16 protein-coding genes and 1 pseudogene are annotated in these 17,809 nt (G+C 48.6%); 16 read left to right on the top strand and 1 reads right to left on the bottom strand.

The genetic code is table 11. The features are described 5' to 3' along the window. Nucleotides 1–308: 308 nt before the first annotated feature. From IC21_RS07415 to pnpS, 3 genes are all read left to right on the top strand, one after another. Nucleotides 309–647 carry a DUF5316 domain-containing protein gene (locus IC21_RS07415; RefSeq protein WP_234969590.1) on the top strand — a complete coding sequence of 113 codons (339 nt, stop codon included), beginning with the start codon at nt 309–311 and terminating at the stop codon, nt 645–647. A gap of 73 nt (nt 648–720) precedes the next feature. Next, nucleotides 721–1,413 (top strand): response regulator transcription factor, encoded by a 693-nt coding sequence (locus IC21_RS07410; RefSeq protein WP_017552707.1) that lies wholly within the window; start codon nt 721–723, stop codon nt 1,411–1,413. Between the two features lie 17 nt (nt 1,414–1,430). Continuing rightward, on the top strand, nt 1,431–3,218 hold the full coding sequence (pnpS, locus tag IC21_RS07405; protein WP_029142700.1) for a two-component system histidine kinase PnpS: 1,788 nt from the start codon (nt 1,431–1,433) through the stop codon (nt 3,216–3,218). A 105-nt stretch (nt 3,219–3,323) separates the two neighbouring features. On the opposite strand, the gene hemG is transcribed toward pnpS, so the two are convergent. Further along, nucleotides 3,324–4,736 (bottom strand): protoporphyrinogen oxidase, encoded by a 1,413-nt coding sequence (hemG, locus tag IC21_RS07400; RefSeq protein ID WP_029142699.1) that lies wholly within the window; start codon nt 4,734–4,736, stop codon nt 3,324–3,326. 220 nt (nt 4,737–4,956) lie between these two features. Here hemG and IC21_RS07395 point away from each other — a divergent pair, with 220 nt between their 5' ends. The 13 genes and pseudogenes from IC21_RS07395 to IC21_RS17290 all read left to right on the top strand — a co-directional run. Further along, nucleotides 4,957–5,844: a phosphate ABC transporter substrate-binding protein PstS family protein gene (locus tag IC21_RS07395; RefSeq protein WP_029142698.1), complete on the top strand. Its 888-nt coding sequence runs from the start codon at nt 4,957–4,959 to the stop codon at nt 5,842–5,844. 417 nt (nt 5,845–6,261) lie between these two features. Then, nucleotides 6,262–7,116, top strand: coding sequence for a phosphate ABC transporter permease subunit PstC (gene pstC, locus IC21_RS07390; RefSeq protein ID WP_234969592.1), 855 nt, complete (start codon nt 6,262–6,264; stop codon nt 7,114–7,116). Then, nucleotides 7,113–7,997 carry a phosphate ABC transporter permease PstA gene (gene pstA / locus IC21_RS07385; RefSeq protein ID WP_029142696.1) on the top strand — a complete coding sequence of 295 codons (885 nt, stop codon included), beginning with the start codon at nt 7,113–7,115 and terminating at the stop codon, nt 7,995–7,997. Before pstC ends, pstA begins: the two co-directional genes overlap by 4 nt. Nucleotides 7,998–8,312: 315 nt before the next feature. Then, nucleotides 8,313–9,113 (top strand): phosphate ABC transporter ATP-binding protein PstB, encoded by an 801-nt coding sequence (gene pstB, locus IC21_RS07380; protein WP_234969594.1) that lies wholly within the window; start codon nt 8,313–8,315, stop codon nt 9,111–9,113. A gap of 27 nt (nt 9,114–9,140) precedes the next feature. After that, nucleotides 9,141–9,926: a phosphate ABC transporter ATP-binding protein PstB gene (gene pstB, locus IC21_RS07375; protein WP_029142694.1), complete on the top strand. Its 786-nt coding sequence runs from the start codon at nt 9,141–9,143 to the stop codon at nt 9,924–9,926. Nucleotides 9,927–10,098: 172 nt separating this feature from the next. Next, nucleotides 10,099–10,317: an EamA family transporter gene (locus IC21_RS07370; protein WP_029142693.1), complete on the top strand. Its 219-nt coding sequence runs from the start codon at nt 10,099–10,101 to the stop codon at nt 10,315–10,317. Nucleotides 10,318–10,426: 109 nt separating this feature from the next. Beyond that, nucleotides 10,427–11,071 carry an HD domain-containing protein gene (locus IC21_RS07365; RefSeq protein ID WP_013858670.1) on the top strand — a complete coding sequence of 215 codons (645 nt, stop codon included), beginning with the start codon at nt 10,427–10,429 and terminating at the stop codon, nt 11,069–11,071. An 86-nt stretch (nt 11,072–11,157) separates the two neighbouring features. Then, on the top strand, nt 11,158–11,403 hold the full coding sequence (locus IC21_RS07360; protein ID WP_014095840.1) for a CsbA family protein: 246 nt from the start codon (nt 11,158–11,160) through the stop codon (nt 11,401–11,403). A 14-nt stretch (nt 11,404–11,417) separates the two neighbouring features. Further along, entirely contained in the window at nt 11,418–11,663 is a 246-nt protein-coding gene (locus IC21_RS07355) for a DUF2164 domain-containing protein (RefSeq protein WP_029142692.1), read from the top strand. Between the two features lie 182 nt (nt 11,664–11,845). Beyond that, entirely contained in the window at nt 11,846–13,846 is a 2,001-nt protein-coding gene (gene uvrB, locus IC21_RS07350) for an excinuclease ABC subunit UvrB (protein ID WP_013858672.1), read from the top strand. Further along, a complete protein-coding gene (uvrA, locus tag IC21_RS07345; RefSeq protein WP_029142691.1) occupies nt 13,833–16,697 on the top strand; it encodes an excinuclease ABC subunit UvrA in 2,865 nt (954 codons plus the stop codon). The genes uvrB and uvrA overlap by 14 nt, the downstream gene beginning before the upstream one ends. Nucleotides 16,698–17,054: 357 nt before the next feature. Further along, entirely contained in the window at nt 17,055–17,453 is a 399-nt protein-coding gene (gene tagD, locus IC21_RS07340) for a glycerol-3-phosphate cytidylyltransferase (RefSeq protein ID WP_013858674.1), read from the top strand. A 67-nt stretch (nt 17,454–17,520) separates the two neighbouring features. Then, nucleotides 17,521–17,809: pseudogene (locus tag IC21_RS17290) on the top strand (CDP-glycerol glycerophosphotransferase family protein); the annotation flags it as partial.

The raw sequence follows: 17,809 nt of genomic DNA, 5'->3' as shown, positions 1-17,809 counted from the left end.
TTAACCTGTTCTTCAAATTCAATAAGACTCTTTGTATCCTTTAATAATCCAGCAATTATTGATATAATATCCATGGGAAGACCTCTCTCTCTAGATGTTCATTTCATGGTGTACATTTAGATGATAGAGTGTCTTCCTATTTTTTTCCACTCATCTGCCCCTGCGAGTAAAATTTTACACATACTTCAATTAAAACTCTCTGCGTGTGGGAAGGAGATTTAAAAAACACGCAACAAGAGACGTCTTAAAAGCAGGACATTTTATGACGGAGGCTGAATATAACAATAAAGAAAAGGAGGGGGCAAAAATTGAAGGCATATGCTGTTATAACCGGAATGATCATTGCTGCGGCTGGCATCATTGCAGGGCTGTTTACCAGGGATTTTTCAAAAACCTATTGGATCTGCGGGATAGCGGCAGCAATTGGGATTGTTTTCTCCGGCATCACGATGGGGGCGTTTGTGGGCGGCATAGAGACACGGGCTAACTATTTTTCTGAAACAAAAGAACATCACCAATCAAGATTCAGTCTGACGATGCTTTTTTCCTGTTCGGATTGCCGAATCTTATTGCCGTTCTGGCAGTATTTCTCATCCAAATGTACGCTTAACATTTACATATTTTCCGGTCGCGCGCGGAATGCTTGAAATCCGGCTTTACAATGGAAAAGCAGGCACGATACAATGAAGAAAAACAAGTCAGGGAGCGGGGCTATAACAGATGGCTAAAAAAATTTTGGTTGTGGATGATGAACCATCCATTGTGACCCTTTTAAAATTCAATCTCGAGCAAGCCGGTTTTGAAGTGCTGACTGCCAGTGACGGAAACGAGGGATATGATACAGCGAGGAGAGAAAAACTTGATGTCATTATTCTCGATCTGATGCTTCCGGGCATGGACGGCATGGACGTTTGCAAGCAGCTGCGGCTTGGGAAAATCAATACGCCCATTTTAATGCTGACAGCCAAAAGCGATGAACTGGATAAAATTCTCGGCCTTGAACTCGGGGCAGACGACTATATTACAAAACCGTTCAGCCCGCGGGAAGTGGTGGCCCGCGTGAAAGCGATCCTGCGGCGGGCAGAAACAAAAACAGAAGAAGAAACCGCTGATGCGATTAAAGTGGGCGATCTGCGCATTTTACCGGAACAATTCGAAGCCTATTTTAAAGAGAAAAAACTGGAGCTGACCCCGAAAGAATTTGAACTGCTATTGTATTTGGCAAATCACGCCGGGAAAGTGCTAAGCCGCGACCAGCTGCTGGATGCCGTTTGGAATTTCGATTTTGCGGGCGATACAAGAATCGTCGACGTGCACATCAGCCACCTCCGCGAAAAAATGGAAGAAGATACGAAACAGCCGCAATATATTAAAACAGTCAGGGGTTTTGGCTATAAAATGGAAGTGATGTAGCGGGAAAGGGCTTTGCGATGAATAAATTATGGATCCGCATTTTTATTGCATTTTTATCGATTTTGGCTGCCGTATTGCTGGCCATCGGCTTTTTCGTTGCCGATATGATTCAACATACATATATGGACATGGTGCGCACGCAGCTTTCCCAGGATGCAGATCTGCTGATGAAAACGATCCGCCCGCAAACGTTAAAAGGCAAGCCGGATATACTGCAAAAAAAAGTTCGGCATTATTATTCCAACCACGAACCGCGTATTACCATAATTGATACAAACGGGAAAGTGCTCGCAGATTCGGACGATGATCCGGCAAAAATGGAAAATCACGCAAACCGGCCGGAATTCAGGCAGGTGATAACGCAGCATAAAGCAAGCGGTGAGTCCATCCGCTCAAGCCATACGCTCGGGTACAATATGATGTATGTCGCAAACCCGGTAAAAGAAAACGGGAAAGTCACCGCAGTGATCCGGACCTCGATTGCGCTTGACCGGATTGATGCCGTGCTTAAAGGACTGTGGTTTAGCCTCGGGCTTGCGATGGCAGTGGCCTTCCTCATTTCCGGCTGGATCAGCTATGTGCTGGCGCGAAAATTCACGCGCCCGATTGAAGCAAGCATTGAGGTCAGCAACCGCCTTATTAAAAAAGATTATGACAGCCGCGTCCATATAAATGCAAGCGGGGAGTTGCGGCAGCTGACAAAAGCCATTAATAATCTTGCCCATAACTTAAAGCAGCAAATGAATGAGATTGATGAAAACGAGCAGCAGCTGACCGCCGTATTGGAAAATATGGACAGCGGGGTCATGCTTATTCAGACATCGGGGCGGATCATGCTTGTGAACCGGGCAATGGAGGAAATGACGGGTTTGTCGTCCGGCAAATTGATTGGAAAGCGCCATATTGAAGCGGGAAAAAGTTTCGGGCTCAGCCAGCTGATCGACCGTTCCTTAAAAACGGGTGAACGGTTTCGGGATGAGGTACATCTTTATTACCCGAAAGAGCGCATTCTCGATGCCCATATTGCGCCGTATGTCGGGGAGAGCGGAGAGCTGCGCGGCGTTGTCGCGGTCCTGCATGATGTAACAGAAACAAGGCGGCTTGAGCAAATCCGCAGCGAATTTGTCGCAAATGTCTCCCATGAATTGAAAACGCCCGTCACCTCTGTCAAAGGGTTTGCGGAAACGTTACTAGACGGTGCCATGTATGATGAAGCGACACTCAGGGAATTTTTAAAGATCATCTATGACGAGTCCGACCGGCTGCACCGGCTCATTTCCGACATTCTCGATTTGTCCAGGATCGAGCAGCACCGCATTCCGTTGAAAATGGAACAGCTCAATGTGGTCGATGTGATTACAGAGACCGCCCAAACGATGCGGAAGAGAATAGAAAAGAAACAGCTGGAACTTGTCCTGCCACAAAAGCGGCACGTCATGATGGAAGCAGACAAAGACCGTCTCCGCCAAATCCTGTTGAATTTGGTAACGAACGCGATTGCCTATACGCCGGATAAAGGCAGGATTGAAATCAGCCTGATCGAAAGGGAAAATGAACTGGACTTGATCGTAAGCGATACAGGCATTGGCATTTCTGAAAAGGATTTGCCGCGCATCTTTGAACGGTTTTACCGGGTCGATAAAGCCCGGTCAAGGCAGTCCGGCGGCACCGGGCTCGGTCTTGCAATCGTTAAGCATCTTGTTGAATCGTACCATGGCAAGATCCGAGTGGAAAGCGAGGAAGGAAAAGGCAGCACCTTTATAGTCACCCTGCCACGGACGCAAACCAGGCCGGACGCTGTTTAAAAGCGCCCGGCCTGTTGCTTTTTGCGGATATGGGAGGTGTTCATAAGCGGGATGAAGGACAAAAGGGGGAGAACTGCAAGTTTTGTCCATTCGGCAATACATGATTTACACATTTAAACTGCCCTGCTCCCTTAGTTTTTCCATTACCTTTCCCGCCGTTTCTTTTCCATTCACGATGCAATCGGCGATGCCGACGCCGTAGTAAGAGCAACCGGCGAGCACCACGTCCGGGTCGCTTGCTGATAGCTTTTTGGTTAGCGCTTCTACCCTCTGCCGGTGGTGCAAATCGTACTTCGGCATCTTGCCCAGCCATTTTGTCACTTCCGCTGCCACTGGCTGTGCACTGATCCCGAGCGCCTGCCGGACATCTTTAAGCGCCGTTTCAATCAGCCCCTCCTGATCCATAGCATTCAGCCGGTTAAACAGTGCGGCATCCGCGTCTTTATAAAACAAGCGCAACAGCAGGCGCCCGTTTTTCGACGTGTGCGGCCATTTCCGGCTTGTCCATGTGCAGGCATTGCAAGCGAGCCCGCTTCCGCCGGAAACAATAAAGCCCGTCCCGTCTTTCGGCAAGACTGCATCCGACACGTCAAAACCAAGATAAACGGAGATCACCGAAGCGGCCTTAAATTGCCCCCATTCCTCATCCAACGCAGGGTCCGCAAGCAGTTTCTTCGCTGCAGCATGCGGTACGGCAAGCACCACCACATCTGCTTCAAGCCTGCGCCCGTCCGACAATACAACAGTATAGCCTTTTTCGTGCCGTTCAAGCACATCTGCTTTTACCCCTTTTATGATGTCAGCGCCCGCTGCCTTTTCCTCGAGCCGGCCAGCCAGTTCGGCCAAACCGTTTTTAAACGATACAAATTTTTTCTTCTCAGGAGACAAGAAAGTTTGCTTATGTTCGGACAAACCTTTCATGATGCTGCCATACTGGTTTTTATAATCAACAAGAAACGGCATCGTTGTTGCCAATGTCAGTTCATACAAATTGCCGGAGTAAACGCCGGACAGCACCGGCGCAATTTGTTTCTTCACCAGTTCTTTGCCGAAAAAAGCCTCCAAAAATTCCCCGGCCGAACTGTCTTTTGTAAAAGAATGGTTTTTCGTAAACAAATCTTTCAGCGCTGCCAGCTTCCCTTTTGTTGAAACAAGTTCGCTGCCAAAAAGCGCATCCAAACTTGCCGGAATGCCAAACACTGCCTCTGCCGGAATCGGTTTTAACCCGTCTTCCCGGTAAAGATACGAGATGCCGGTAGCATTGTGGCGGATCCGGTTTTCAAGCCCGAGTTCTTTCAAAAAGCTGGCTACCCCTTTTTTGCGGGCAACGATTGAATCCGCCCCCGTTTCCATAATAAAGCCCTCTTTCCGGACGGTACAGAGCTTTCCGCCGGCTTCCGGATTTTCTTCCACAAGGGCTAAGGTTGCCTGTGCACCTGTTTTTTGGATCTGTTTATGAAGCTCGTACAATGTGGTAAGACCCGTAATGCCCCCGCCAATAATCACGACCGATTTCAATTTTATACCTCCGTTCAGTCTCTGTTACCTCTATTATAAACAAACCGGTTTCTTCTATTTTTAATGTTTTTGCCTAAAATGTGACAATCACTCTTTAAAATCTTACACCTGGTTCTATCATCTTTACAAACTCTTAACATTCCATTCATATCTGCTTAATACCGCACGATTATCTTTAAAGGTGCAAGGAGCAAACCAATAAAAAACAGGGGGCAAAAAAATGAAGAAAAAGTTTGCAGCGCTATTTGGCTTATTAACGATTTTCGCGGTGATTGCTGCCGGGTGCGGGAATGCAAAAGGGACGGCAACATCCGGCAACGGCACAAAACAGGAAAGCATCACGGCAGTCGGTTCCACCGCGCTCCAGCCGCTCGTGCAGGAAGCCGCGGCACAATATATGAATGATCATCCGGGCGCAACCATTAACGTACAGGGCGGCGGCAGCGGAACCGGATTGAGCAAAGTTGCGGAAGGCGCTGTCCAAATCGGGAATTCTGACGTTTTTGCCGAGGAAAAAGACGGCATTGATGCAAGCAAGATTACAGACCATAAAGTTGCCGTTGTCGGGTTTGCGCCGGTTGCAAATCAGGACATCGGCGTTGATAACCTGACAAAACAGCAGCTGATCGGCATCTTCACCGGCAAAATTAAAAACTGGAAAGAAGTCGGCGGAAAAGACCTGAAAATCGTTGTTATTAACCGTGCAGAAGGATCCGGCACACGGGCCGTCTTTGAAAAACAGGCTTTAGACGGCGCTACTGCAGTGAAAGCACAGGAACAGGACTCTTCGGGTACCGTGCAAAAAATTGTCAACGAAACACCAGGGGCTATCAGCTATCTCGCATTCTCTTATATAAACAATAAAGTCAAAGCTTTAAAAGTGGACGGTGTTGAACCGGCGGAAGAGAATGTCAAAACAAATAAATGGAAAATCTGGGCTTACGAACATATGTATACAAAAGGAAAGGCAAAAGGCTTAACGGAAAAATTTATTGATTACATGCTTTCTGATGAAGTACAAAAAAACCTCGTTCCAAAACTCGGGTATATGCCTATTTCTGAAATGCAAGTTGAACGGGATGCCGGCGGAAACGTGACAACAAAATAAAGCGGCACGCACTTAAAACTTTGCGGGGCTGCGAACTGCGAAGCAGCAGAATGATCGCCTGGACGATACGATTTCCAAAGTTGCCGAAATCTTGCCTGTTTTGAAAATGGCAACCGTAAAGAATAAAACAACGTGAACGAACAAGCAGTCGAGCAGGCAGCGCAGGCCGCCTGCAAAGCAGAAATGCATTCGAAAATCAAAGTTGCCGGTCTTGCCTGCTTTTGAAAACTGCACCCGGAAAGGCCTGCAGAGCAGAAATTTTATCCGGAAACTAAAGCGGCAATCTTGCCCGTTTTTAGAAACCTAACCGGAAGGGGATAGAACAACGTGAGTGAAAATGCACTCAAATGGACAGAACAGGTTGTCAAAAATAAAGCAAAACCGCGTTCGAAAATCAAAATAGAACGGCGCGGGAAAATGATGACGCTGATTTGCATTGCTTTGATGGCGGTTGTTGCCGCATCGATTTTTATTTTTGTCGCATCAAAAGGGCTTGCCCTTTTCTTTGAACATCACGCCAGTGTCTTTGAATTTTTCACAGGAAAAGACTGGAACCCGGGCAAAAAGGATGCTGCCGGGACCCCGGTTGCGGGCGCTTTGCCGATGATAACCGGTTCCTTTGCCGTAACATTTCTTGCCGCTATCATTTGTGCGCCGCTTGCAATCGGCGGGGCTGTATTTATGACGGAAATTTCCGCTAAACGGGGGCAAAAAATGTTGCAGCCGGTCATTGAATTGCTTGTCGGCATTCCGTCGGTTGTTTATGGATTTATTGGATTAAGCGTCGTCGTCCCGTTTCTTCGTGAACATGTATCAGGAAGCGGATTTGGCATTGCGGCAGGAACCATTGTGCTTGCGGTCATGATTTTGCCGACTGTGATGAGTTTGTCGGTGGATGCCATCCGCGCTGTGCCCGATTCGCTCCGGGAAGCCTCGCTTGCGCTTGGGGCGACGCGCTGGCAAACGACTTACAAAGTAGTGCTGCGGACGGCGCGGCCGGGCCTGTTAACGGCTGTTATTTTCGGGATGGCCCGGGCATTCGGTGAAGCGCTCGCGGTGCAGATGGTAATTGGCAACGCAACGGTGATGCCCCGTTCATTGCTCGAGCCGGCATCCACTTTAACAAGCATTTTAACGATGGGCATGGGCAATACCGTGATGGGAAGCGTGGAAAATAACGCGCTCTGGACGCTGGCGCTCGTTTTGCTCCTCATGTCGCTCGTCTTCATCATCATCGTCCGTTTTATCGGCCGCAGGAGGGAAGCATCATGAAAGCAAAAATAGCAGACCGTATCGCAACATCCGTTTTTTACTTCATTGCCGTGTTTATCGTCGCCATTCTTGCGGGGCTCGTCGGATACATTCTTGTAAAAGGACTGCCGCATATCAGCTGGTCATTCATTTCATCCCCTCCCCAAACATTTAAAGAAGGCGGGGGAATCGGGCCGCAGTTGTTCAATTCCTTTTATTTACTCGTGCTGACAATGGCGATCAGCATGCCGGTTGCACTTGGCGCCGGCATTTATATGGCAGAATATGCACGGAAAAACCGGCTGACGGATTTGCTCCGGACGGCGATTGAAGTGTTGTCTTCGCTTCCGTCTATTGTGGTCGGGCTGTTTGGTTTTCTATTCTTTGTCCTGTCGATGGGCTGGGGATTTTCGATTTTGTCCGGCGCGTTTGCTTTGGCGCTTTTCAATTTGCCGCTACTGGTCCGGGTCGTGGAGGATTCACTGCGTGCCATTTCGCCGGCGCAGCGGGAAGCGGGCCTTGCACTTGGTGTGTCACGATGGGAAACGATTCAATCGGTGCTGTTGCCGGCTGCTTTGCCGGGGATCATCACCGGGATCATTTTGGCCTCCGGGCGCGTTTTCGGCGAAGCGGCAGCCCTTATTTATACAGCAGGCATGAGTTCGCCGAATCTTGATTTTTCAAATTGGAACCCGTTCAGCATGAACTCCCCGCTGAACCCGCTCCGCCCGGCTGAAACATTGGCCGTGCACATTTGGAAAATCAACGGGGAAGGCCTTATGCCGGATGCCGCGTCCGTATCAAGCGGCGCGTCCGCAGTGCTGATCCTGTTTGTGCTCATCTTTAATTTTTCAGCAAGGTTTGTCGGCAAATGGCTCCATAACCGGATGACTTCGCAATGAAGGCGCCGTATTCATCTGGAAACGCGCCATGCCTACTTTAAATCGGTGCATTTGCAACAGCTTCACAACCGGATGAATGAGGGTGCACGGGAAGTTGCGTCTATTTGGCACCATATCTAGCTTTTTTACACTTTATTTTCAGCGGGAATGATCACAACCGGGTAAATAAGGGTGCCCGGAAACATGGCAGGCGTTTGTATCAAGCCCGTTCTTGCGCGCGCTTCACTTTAACAAGAAAAAAACGGACCCTTACTGCTTTCACAATAAAAGGAGGAATGACCCTTGGCAGTATCGATGCTGGCACGGAATGAAAAAATGGTGCGGCCCGCGGTTGAAATTCCCGGGCAGATGCCGGAAGCACTGAACATCATCATCAAAACCAAAAATTTAAGTGTTTCTTACGGGGAAAAAGCGGCGATCAAAAAGGTCAGCCTCGCATTTCCCGAGCATCAGGTGACGGCATTAATCGGCCCGTCCGGATGCGGAAAATCCACCTTTTTGCGGAGCTTGAACCGCATGAATGATGAAATTGCGGGCTGCAGGATGTCCGGCGGGATTTTTTATAAAGGAGCCGACATCACCCTTTCGTGCGCGGATGTTTTTGAAATCCGGAAGCATATCGGCATGGTGTTCCAGCGCCCGAATCCGTTCGCAAAATCGGTTTTTGAAAATGTCGCGTTTGGCCCGAAGCACCATGGCGTGAAGAAAAAAGCAATACTGGAAGAAATCGTCGAAGAAAGCTTAAAAAAAGCTGCATTATGGGATGAAGTGAAAGACCGCCTGCATACGTCCGCGCTTGCACTGTCAGGCGGCCAACAGCAGCGGCTCTGTATCGCAAGGGCGCTCGCCATGAACCCGGATGTCCTGCTTCTTGATGAACCGGCATCGGCGCTTGATCCGGTCTCAACTGGTAAAATTGAGGAACTGATTCTCGAACTGAAAAAAGACTATACCGTTGCCATTGTCACGCACAATCTGCAGCAGGCCGCCCGCATTTCTGACAAGACCGCCTTCTTTTTCATGGGCGCGCTGATCGAAGCGGGGGACACGGCGAAAATATTTACCAAACCGGAAAACCAAAAAACAAGGGACTACTTATCCGGCTTTTTCGGCTAAATCCCGGTGGAAAAGGAGAAATGCAAAATGGCAGCAGTATTGGAAAAACGGGCAGACAACCAAACCGCTATCCGTGCCGAGCGTGTAAATGTGTTTTATAAAAACTTCCAGGCTCTTTATGATATTAATCTGGCATTTCCGGAAAAGCATGTGACAGCACTGATCGGCCCGTCTGGATGCGGAAAATCCACGTTTTTGCGCACGTTGAACCGGATGAATGACAACATCCCCGGTTTCCGAATGGAAGGCCATATTACGATTGGAGGCGAAAATATTTATGCGCCGAAAACGGATGTTGTCCAATTAAGAAAAAATGCCGGCATGGTCTTCCAACGCCCGAATCCGTTTCCAATGTCCATTTACGATAATGTCGCGTACGGACCGCGCATCCACGGCGTTAAAAACCGGCATGTGCTTGATGAAATCGTAGAAAAATGTTTGATTCAGGCTGCGCTGTGGGATGAGGTGAAAGACCGCCTTCATACGTCTGCCGCGGGGCTTTCCGGCGGGCAGCAGCAAAGGCTTGTGCTCGCAAGGGTGCTTGCTGTTGAACCGGGCATTATTTTAATGGACGAACCGGCATCGGCGCTTGATCCGGTATCGGCAGCCAAAATTGAGGAATTGATCCTCGAGTTGAAAGCGCAATACACCATCATCATCGTCACCCATAATATGCAGCAGGCGATGCGCGTGTCCGGACATACCGCTTTCTTTTTGAATGGCAGGGTGGTGGAATTCGCTGAAACAACCAAAATGTTTACAAATCCTGCATCGAAGCAGACAGAAGACTATATTTCAGGACGGTTCGGCTAATCCTTTCCAACGCTTGACAGGTGAAGGAAAGTACTGTTCAAACGCTTTTTCATTCAAGTTCAGCTGAGAGGATGACTGTTCGGCTGTTCTTTTCCATTTTCTTATGCGTAAATCATTCCCTTCCATAAAAAATCACCTCTGATGAGGATTAAAGCTGAGCGGATTTTTCATTGTGAATCTAGGTATTGGCGGTGTTTTCTATGTATTAGGAGCATTGCTGAATATTCAGTTGCTGAAGATGATGCCGTATACGATTGTGTATCCTTTAACCTCGATTACATATATTTGGACCTTGATCCTTTCTTCCCTTTTTTTGTCGGAAAAAATGAACAGGAGAAAATGGTTTGGGATTCTGCTCGTCATTACAGGGGCATTTTTCCTGACCATGTAGATTTTAAATCCAGTTACTTGACGCTGGGTTTATTTTTTTCTAGAATAGTGGAAATATCAAAGAACCGGTCCCAATCCTAAAAAAATCGGACAGCAAGGAGGGAAGCAGGATGGGGGTTCACCAATATTTTAAAAGTTTGTCTGACCTGGAAAAAATTTACCGCTGCCCGGGCAAGTTTAAATTCCAAGAACACTCGGTGGCAGCCCATTCTTTTAAAGTGGCAAAAATCGCCCAGTTTTTCGGCCATGTGGAGGAGAAAGCCGGCAATAAAGTGGACTGGCGCGCGCTCTACCAAAAGGCGCTGAATCATGATTATCCGGAACTGTTTACAGGCGACATCAAAACGCCGGTCAAATATTCTTCAAAAGAGCTGCATGAGTTGTTCAAACAGGTCGAGGAAGAAATGACGAAAAACTTTATCAACGGCGTATTTCCGGAAGAATACCGGGAGATTTATTTTGATTTGTTCAAAGAAGGCAAGGACGATACGCTGGAAGGAAAAATATTATCCGTTTCCGACAAAGTCGATCTTTTGTATGAATCTTTTGGGGAAATTCAAAAGGGCAATCCGGAGCCGCTGTTTCTGGAAATTTACGAGGAATCGCTGCGGACCATTTTGCGGTTTTCGGGGCTTGCATCTGTCCAATACTTTTTAACGTCCATTTTGCCTGATCTGCTCGCAGAACGATTTATCGAACGGAGCCAGTTGCGTGGCATTACAAATGAAATCATTGAAAATGAATTCAAAAGATAATTCATTTTCAATGATTTTTCTTGTATTTTCGGGTGGAATGTTAAAAAATAGGGATAGCAGAAGTAAGGGCTTGGAGTGGGGTGAGGATGATCGTTCAATTGGTGGTAGCCGCTGTTTTTCCATGCTTTCTCGTCATCTTTTTTTCGCGGGTTACGTTTAACCAAGTGATTGGGCTGATACTGACGGTTGCGCTCATTGTCGCTTCCGTTTATAAAGGCTATACGCGCACGTGGCCGGTATATATCGTGGATGCAGCTTCATTGACAATCGGGTTTTATTTTGCTAATACAATGATACGGAAGGCAAAGATGAAAAAAGGAATGAAAAAATGAAGGCGGAGGCGCCCATGACCGGATTCAAAATGGATCCTGCGGAAAAGCAGCAGATTCTGCGGGAAATACAGCAATTTGTCTGGGAACAGACAGGTGAAGAAATCGGTGTGATTGCCACACAGGTTTATTTTGACTTTTTTCAGGAAAAGCTTGCGGCACACTACTATAATAAGGGAATTGAGGATGCGAAGAAAATATGGGAAGGGCAAAATGCACGTCTTGAAGAAGAATGGTACGCTCTGGAAATCCCGGTGAAATAACGGCCATCCGTTCCTAAAAGCGGTAGGGAAAATCCTTACCGTTCTTTCTTATGGAAAGATAGAAAACTTGTTCGCTTTTTGTTGGAGACGGGGCAGGATTTATGTTAAAATAAAAAGACTGAAAGACGAAGAACGGCCTTTTAAGGTTGAAATAGATGATGCCGGTTTAAGGAGGCTCATGGATGGAACAGCATGCTTTTGAACTTGTTTCGAAATACAAGCCGGAGGGGGACCAGCCGGAAGCGATCCGCCAGCTTGTGGACGGCATCCGTGCAGGCAAAAAGATTCAGACACTGCTCGGGGCGACCGGAACGGGAAAAACGTTTACGGTTTCGAATGTGATTAAAGAAGTGAATAAGCCGACGCTTGTCATTGCCCACAACAAAACGCTGGCAGGGCAATTGTACAGCGAGTTTAAGGAATTTTTCCCGAACAATGCAGTAGAGTATTTCGTCAGTTATTACGATTATTACCAGCCGGAAGCGTACGTGCCGCAAACCGATACGTATATTGAAAAAGATGCAAGCATTAACGATGAAATTGACAAACTGCGGCACTCGGCAACGTCTGCCCTGTTTGAGCGCAATGATGTCATTATTATTGCGAGCGTCTCCTGTATTTACGGCTTAGGTTCGCCGGAAGAATACCGCGAGCTTGTCGTCTCGCTCCGGACCGGGATGGAAATCGAGCGGAACCAGCTGTTGCGGCGGCTTGTCGATATCCAGTATGCCCGCAATGATATTGACTTCCAACGCGGGACGTTCCGTGTGCGCGGCGATGTCGTCGAAATTTTCCCGGCTTCGCGCGATGAACACTGCATCCGTGTCGAATTTTTCGGCGACGAAATTGACCGGATCCGGGAAGTCGACGCGCTGACCGGCGAGATTATCGGTGACCGCGACCATGTCGCGATTTTCCCGGCTTCCCACTTCGTTACGCGCAATGAGAAACTGCAGATTGCGATCCGGAATATTGAAGCGGAACTCGAAGAACGGCTGAAAGAGCTCCGCGATAACGGCAAACTGCTCGAAGCACAACGGCTCGAACAGCGGACGCGCTATGATCTGGAAATGATGCGGGAAATGGGCTTTTGTTCCGGGATCGAAAACTATTCCCGCCATTTGGCGCTGCGCCCGCCCGGTTCGACGCCGTATACGCTTCTCGACTATTTCCCGAAAGATTTTCTGCTCGTCATTGACGAATCCCATGTTACGCTCCCGCAAATCAGGGGAATGTTTAATGGGGACCAGGCGCGCAAGCAGGTGCTCGTCGACCACGGGTTCCGGCTGCCGTCCGCGCTTGACAACCGGCCGCTCCGGTTTGAGGAATTTGAAAAACATATTTCGCAAATGATTTGCGTATCCGCTACGCCGGGGCCGTATGAACTCGAGCATACGCCGAAAATGGTGGAACAAATTATCCGCCCGACAGGCCTTTTGGATCCGGAAATTGAGGTGCGGCCGATCGAAGGGCAAATCGACGACCTGCTCGGGGAAATTCAGGACAGAATTGAGAAAAATGAGCGCGTGCTTGTCACGACACTGACAAAAAAAATGGCGGAAGATTTGACGGACTACTTGAAAGAAGTGGGCATTAAAGTCCAGTATCTCCACTCTGAAGTAAAAACGCTTGAACGGATTGAAATTATCCGCGACCTCCGTCTCGGCAAATATGATTGTATCGTCGGCATCAACCTGCTCCGGGAAGGGCTGGACATCCCGGAAGTGTCGCTTGTTGCTATTCTTGATGCCGATAAGGAAGGCTTCCTGCGTTCCGAACGCTCGCTGATCCAGACGATCGGCCGCGCCGCTCGGAATGCAAACGGCAAAGTGATCATGTACGCCGACAGAATCACGGATTCGATGGAAAAAGCGATCAGCGAAACGAAACGGCGCCGTGCCGTCCAGGAAGCCTATAACAAAAAACATGGCATCACGCCGAAAACGATCCAGAAAGATATCCGCGATACGATCCACGCGACCTATGCGGCGGAAGATGCAGCGCCGTATGAAGCGGAAGAAACGAAAAAGCCGCTGACAAAAGAAGAGCGCATACGGATGATTGCAGAACTGGAAGAAAAGATGAAAGAAGCGGCAAAAGCGCTTGACTTCGAGCAGGCCGCCCGGTACCGTGATGCCCTTTTAGAACTGAAAGCAGGTGACGACCACAATGGTATTAGATAAAATTGAAGTAAAAGGGGCCCGCGTCCATAACTTAAAAAATATTGATGTAACCTTGCCGCGGGACCAGCTTGTTGTGCTGACGGGTTTGTCCGGGTCCGGGAAATCTTCGCTCGCATTCGATACGATTTATGCGGAAGGGCAGCGGCGCTATGTTGAATCGCTGTCCGCTTATGCCCGGCAATTTTTAGGGCAGATGGACAAGCCGGATGTGGATGCGATTGAAGGCCTTTCCCCGGCAATCTCCATCGACCAGAAGACAACGAGCCGCAATCCGCGTTCCACCGTCGGGACGGTGACGGAAATTTATGATTATTTGCGGCTTCTGTATGCCCGCATCGGCCACCCGATCTGCCCGAACCACGGCATTGAAATTGCATCGCAGACGGTCGAACAAATGGTGGACCGGATCATGGCATACCCGGAACGGACACGGCTCCAGGTGCTTGCCCCGGTGGTATCGGGGAAAAAAGGCCGGCATGTAAAACTGCTGGATGATATTAAGAAACAGGGTTTCGTCCGCGTCCGCATTGACGGGGAAATGCTCGACCTCGGCGAAGAAATTGAGCTGGACAAAAACAAAAAACATTCCATTGATATCGTTGTTGACCGCATTGTCATAAAAGACGGAATTGAGCCCCGCCTGGCTGATTCGCTTGAAACCGCGCTGAAATTGGCGGACGGGCGCGTGGTAATTGATGTGATCGGGGAAGAGGAACTGCTGTTCAGCGAGCATCTTGCTTGCCCGATCTGCGGCTTTTCCATCGATAAACTGGAACCGCGCATGTTTTCGTTCAACAGCCCGTTCGGCGCCTGCCCGGAATGTGACGGGCTAGGTGCAAAGCTTGAAGTGGATCCAAGCCTTGTCATTCCGGACGCCTCGCTTACGCTCAATGAAGGCGCGATCGCTCCGTGGGAACCGATCAGCTCACAATATTATCCGCAGCTCTTAAAAGCGGTGTGCGAGCATTTTGGCATTGACATGGACACGCCTGTCAAAGATTTGCCGAAGCATCAGATGGAGATTATTTTATACGGATCTGGCAACGAACGGATTTATTTCCATTATGAAAATGATTTCGGCCAGGTGCGTGACAATATGATCCAATTCGAAGGCGTACTGAACAATATTGAACGCCGTTACCGCGAAACCAGTTCCGACTTTACGCGCGAGCAGATGGAAAGATATATGGCCCAGCAGCCATGCCCGAAATGCAAAGGCTACCGCCTGAAACCGGAAAGCCTTGCTGTGAAAGTGGGCGGGAAACATATCAGTGAAGTGACGGATTACTCGATTGCGGAAGCCCGCTCCTTTTTTGCCCATCTCGAATTGACGGAAAAAGAGCAGGCGATCGCCCGGCTGATCCTGCGCGAAATCGAATCCCGGCTCGGTTTCCTCGTCAATGTCGGCCTCGATTATTTGACGCTGAGCCGTTCTGCCGGTACGCTCTCCGGCGGCGAAGCCCAGCGCATCCGGCTTGCGACGCAGATCGGATCGAGGCTTACAGGCGTTTTATACATTCTTGATGAACCGTCGATCGGCCTCCATCAGCGCGACAATGACCGTCTGATTGCAACGCTCAGGCAAATGGCCGATATCGGCAACACGCTCATCGTGGTCGAACACGACGAAGATACCATGCTTGCCGCAGACTACTTGATTGACATCGGCCCGGGAGCAGGCGTCCATGGCGGAAAGGTTGTTGCTGCCGGCACGCCGCGCGAGGTGATGAAAAATCCGGATTCACTCACCGGCCAGTATTTATCCGGAAAGAAATTTATCCCGCTCCCGCCTGAACGGCGGAAAGGGGACGGCCGTTTTGTTGAAATCAGGGGCGCGAAAGAAAATAATTTAAAAAACATCAATGTAAAATTCCCGCTCGGCCTGTTTATTGCCGTAACCGGCGTCTCCGGCTCCGGAAAGAGCACGCTTGTCAATGAAATTTTGCATAAGGCGCTTGCCCAAAAATTGCAGCGTGCAAAAGCAAAACCGGGCGCTTACAAAGAAATCAAGGGTATTGAACATCTCGACAAAGTCATTGACATCGACCAGTCCCCGATCGGCAGGACGCCGCGGTCCAACCCGGCGACCTATACCGGCGTGTTCGATGATATCCGCGACGTGTTTGCTTCCACGAACGAAGCAAAAATCCGCGGCTATAAAAAAGGGCGGTTCAGCTTTAACGTCAAGGGCGGCCGGTGTGAAGCCTGCCACGGCGACGGGATTATCAAAATTGAAATGCACTTTTTGCCGGATGTGTACGTACCGTGTGAAGTGTGCCACGGCAAACGGTACAACCGCGAAACGCTCGAAGTTCAATACAAAGGCAAAAATATTGCTGATGTACTCGATATGACGGTGGAAGATGCGATCTCCTTTTTCGAAAACATTCCGAAAATCAGGCGGAAACTGCAGACCATTGCGGATGTCGGCCTTGGTTACGTCAAGCTCGGTCAGCCGGCAACAACTCTGTCCGGCGGCGAAGCGCAGCGCGTGAAACTCGCATCTGAACTGCATCGGCGTTCGACCGGGCGTTCTTTCTATATTTTGGATGAACCGACAACCGGCCTTCACGTCCATGATATTGCCAAACTTCTCGATGTGCTGCAGCGGCTGGTGGAAAACGGCGATACGGTGCTTGTGATCGAGCATAACCTCGATGTCATCAAAACCGCCGACTATATCATTGACCTCGGCCCGGAAGGCGGGGACGGCGGCGGAACTGTTGTTGCCACTGGCACGCCGGAAAAAGTCGCGGAACATCCAACCTCCTACACCGGAAAATATTTGAAGCCGGTGTTGGAACGCGACCGGGAAAGAATGGAAAAAGAAATAGAAAACCTGGCGCGCTGAGGCATGCTTTTTGTTTTTTCATAAGTGCGACTCTGGCTGTGTTCGCGCCTAAAGTCCCGGACGCCCGCGTTTCTCTACCTCCTGCCCTGCCGGATGAATAACTGAATGCGGGATGTACGGTGTCTTTTGGCCATTTTTTCTATTACGTGGAAAACCGGCGTGCTCACTGTATGGCGTTCCTCCCCGCTTGTGGGAGGGACCCTCGTACATAGGGGAAAACCCGGCGCCCGCTTCTTGAAGAAGTATTTGAATTCTGCTTGAAATAGACATATAATGAGTAAAGATTAGGGAAAAATAATGAAAAGTGTCGCATTGTGCAGGAATGTTGCCTATTACATTTAGCAGGGAGAGAACTGTATGAAAAAAGTAATCACATACGGAACATTTGACCTTCTCCATTGGGGGCATATCAATTTACTGAAACGCGCAAGAGCATTAGGCGACTATTTAATCGTCGGCCTTTCATCGGATGAATTTAACGAAATCAAAAATAAAAAATCGTACCATAGCTATGAAAACCGGAAATTAATTTTGGAAGCGATCCGTTACGTTGACCAGGTCATACCGGAACATTCGTGGGAACAAAAAATAGACGATATTAAAAAATACAATGTCGATGTTTTCGTGATGGGCGATGACTGGAAAGGCAAATTTGATTTTCTGAAGGATTATTGTGAAGTGGTTTACCTGCCACGGACGGTTGGCATCTCTACGTCAAAAATTAAGAAGGACCTCTTCTCTGTGAAAAATGGTTAGGGAACTGTTCATTTCCTTATACTTACTGCTTTTTCGCGTGCTTTTTACATTGTGTAAAATTTTTCCTTTGAAAAGGAAAATCACTTTTGTCGTTTCATTTGAGCAGAACAGTTTATACGTGTATGAGGAATTGAAAAAGCATCCTGATCCTTTTCAGGTAGCGTTCGTTTGTACTTCTTCCTGCTACCGCCGTGTTGCGGAAACCGTCCGGCAAGAGAAGGTATTTCTGTTTGAAATGAAAAATTTGCAGCATTTTATCCGTAGCATATACAACATTGCGACATCGAAATTTGTGATTGTTGATAACTATTATGGTTTCCTGGCTGCCGCCCGGTTTAAAAAAGGGGTGGAATGCA

It is taken from the genome of Heyndrickxia coagulans DSM 1 = ATCC 7050 (assembly GCF_000290615.1).
GTDB classification, from domain to species: Bacteria; Bacillota; Bacilli; order Bacillales; family Bacillaceae_C; genus Weizmannia; species Weizmannia coagulans.
This window is presented reverse-complemented; position numbering and strand designations above follow the sequence as displayed.